Origin of the sequence: Vibrio sp. 1557 (genome assembly GCF_033340175.1) — a bacterium.
Classification (GTDB): domain Bacteria; phylum Pseudomonadota; class Gammaproteobacteria; order Enterobacterales; family Vibrionaceae; genus Vibrio; species Vibrio alginolyticus.
The window spans coordinates 1-3,093 of record NZ_JAWOVZ010000062.1; the positions used below are offsets into that span (position 1 = coordinate 1).

General features: G+C 50.9%; 1 rRNA gene. It reads left to right on the top strand.

The window, feature by feature from the left end:
* The first annotated feature begins 77 nt into the window (after positions 1-77).
* Positions 78-2,967 (top strand): 23S ribosomal RNA (locus R7070_RS24480).
* The last annotated feature ends 126 nt before the right edge of the window (positions 2,968-3,093 follow it).

Sequence of the window (3,093 nt, forward strand, 5' to 3'; positions counted from 1 at the left end):
ATGTCTCTCGCTCATTCAAATAATGAGAGACAACTTTGGTGATTTGATTATCAACTCGAAACTCCTTCGGGTTGTATGGTTAAGTGACTAAGCGTACACGGTGGATGCCTTGGCAGTCAGAGGCGATGAAGGACGTATTAACTTGCGATAAGCCCAGATTAGGTAGTAAAAACCATTTGAGTCTGGGATTTCCGAATGGGGAAACCCAATACCATAAGGTATTACTGTTGAGTGAATACATAGCTCAACAGGGCGAACCGGGGGAACTGAAACATCTAAGTACCCCGAGGAAAAGAAATCAACCGAGATTCCGAAAGTAGCGGCGAGCGAAATTGGACTAGCCCTTAAGCTTTACACGCGTTAGACGAACAGCCTGGAAAGGCCGACGATACAGGGTGATAGTCCCGTAGTTGACGACGTGTGTTCAGTGAAATCGAGTAGGGCGGGACACGTGATATCCTGTCTGAATATGGGGGGACCATCCTCCAAGGCTAAATACTACTGACTGACCGATAGTGAACCAGTACCGTGAGGGAAAGGCGAAAAGAACCCCTGTGAGGGGAGTGAAATAGAACCTGAAACCGTGTACGTACAAGCAGTAGGAGCAGGCTTGTCCTGTGACTGCGTACCTTTTGTATAATGGGTCAGCGACTTATATTCAGTGGCAAGGTTAACCATCTAGGGGAGCCGTAGGGAAACCGAGTCTTAACTGGGCGTTCAGTCTCTGGATATAGACCCGAAACCAGGTGATCTAGCCATGGGCAGGTTGAAGGTTGAGTAACATCAACTGGAGGACCGAACCGACTAATGTTGAAAAATTAGCGGATGACTTGTGGCTAGGGGTGAAAGGCCAATCAAACCTGGAGATAGCTGGTTCTCCCCGAAAGCTATTTAGGTAGCGCCTCGGACGAATACTACTGGGGGTAGAGCACTGTTAAGGCTAGGGGGTCATCCCGACTTACCAACCCTTTGCAAACTCCGAATACCAGTAAGTACTATCCGGGAGACACACGGCGGGTGCTAACGTCCGTCGTGGAGAGGGAAACAACCCAGACCGCCAGCTAAGGTCCCAAATTACTACTAAGTGGGAAACGATGTGGGAAGGCTCAGACAGCCAGGATGTTGGCTTAGAAGCAGCCATCATTTAAAGAAAGCGTAATAGCTCACTGGTCGAGTCGGCCTGCGCGGAAGATGTAACGGGGCTAAGTAGTAAACCGAAGCTGCGGCAATGTACTTTTGTATATTGGGTAGGGGAGCGTTCTGTAAGCGGTTGAAGGTGTGTGGTAACGCATGCTGGACGTATCAGAAGTGCGAATGCTGACATGAGTAACGATAAAGGGGGTGAAAAACCTCCTCGCCGGAAGACCAAGGGTTCCTGTCCAACGTTAATCGGGGCAGGGTAAGTCGACCCCTAAGGCGAGGCCGAAAGGCGTAGTCGATGGGAAACGGGTTAATATTCCCGTACTTCTTACAATTGCGATGGGGGGACGGAGAAGGCTAGGTGGGCCTGGCGACGGTTGTCCAGGTTCAAGTGCGTAGGCTTAAGAGTTAGGTAAATCCGGCTCTTTCTAAGGCTGAGACACGACGTCGAGCTACTACGGTAGTGAAGTCATTGATGCCATGCTTCCAGGAAAAGCCTCTAAGCTTCAGATTGTAAGAAATCGTACCCCAAACCGACACAGGTGGTCGGGTAGAGAATACCAAGGCGCTTGAGAGAACTCGGGTGAAGGAACTAGGCAAAATGGTACCGTAACTTCGGGAGAAGGTACGCTCTCGACGGTGAAGTCCCTCGCGGATGGAGCTATTGAGAGTCGCAGATACCAGGTGGCTGCAACTGTTTATTAAAAACACAGCACTGTGCAAAATCGCAAGATGACGTATACGGTGTGACGCCTGCCCGGTGCCGGAAGGTTAATTGATGGGGTTAGACTTCGGTCGAAGCTCTTGATCGAAGCCCCGGTAAACGGCGGCCGTAACTATAACGGTCCTAAGGTAGCGAAATTCCTTGTCGGGTAAGTTCCGACCTGCACGAATGGCGTAATGATGGCCACGCTGTCTCCACCCGAGACTCAGTGAAATTGAAATCGCTGTGAAGATGCAGTGTACCCGCGGCTAGACGGAAAGACCCCGTGAACCTTTACTACAGCTTGGCACTGAACATTGACCCTACATGTGTAGGATAGGTGGGAGGCTTTGAAGCGCAGTCGCTAGATTGCGTGGAGCCGTCCTTGAAATACCACCCTTGTAGTGTTGATGTTCTAACGTCGACCCCTTATCGGGGTTGCGGACAGTGCCTGGTGGGTAGTTTGACTGGGGCGGTCTCCTCCCAAAGCGTAACGGAGGAGCACGAAGGTGGGCTAATCACGGTTGGACATCGTGAGGTTAGTGCAATGGCATAAGCCCGCTTGACTGCGAGAATGACAATTCGAGCAGGTGCGAAAGCAGGTCATAGTGATCCGGTGGTTCTGAATGGAAGGGCCATCGCTCAACGGATAAAAGGTACTCCGGGGATAACAGGCTGATACCGCCCAAGAGTTCATATCGACGGCGGTGTTTGGCACCTCGATGTCGGCTCATCACATCCTGGGGCTGAAGTCGGTCCCAAGGGTATGGCTGTTCGCCATTTAAAGTGGTACGCGAGCTGGGTTTAGAACGTCGTGAGACAGTTCGGTCCCTATCTGCCGTGGGCGTTGGAGAATTGAAAGGGGCTGCTCCTAGTACGAGAGGACCGGAGTGGACGAACCTCTGGTGTTCGGGTTGTGTCGCCAGACGCATTGCCCGGTAGCTAAGTTCGGGATCGATAACCGCTGAAAGCATCTAAGCGGGAAGCGAGCCTTGAGATGAGTTCTCCCTGATACTTTAAGTATCCTAAAGGGTTGTCGTAGACTACGACGTTGATAGGCAGGGTGTGTAAGCGTTGTGAGGCGTTGAGCTAACCTGTACTAATTGCCCGTGAGGCTTAACCATACAACACCCAAGGGGTTTTGATGGACTCAATGAAAGAACATTGAATGTGTAAGAACGAGAATTAAAAAAACAGCTTTCCAGATTAAAGAATTTGCTTGGCGACCATAGCGTTTTGGACCCACCTGA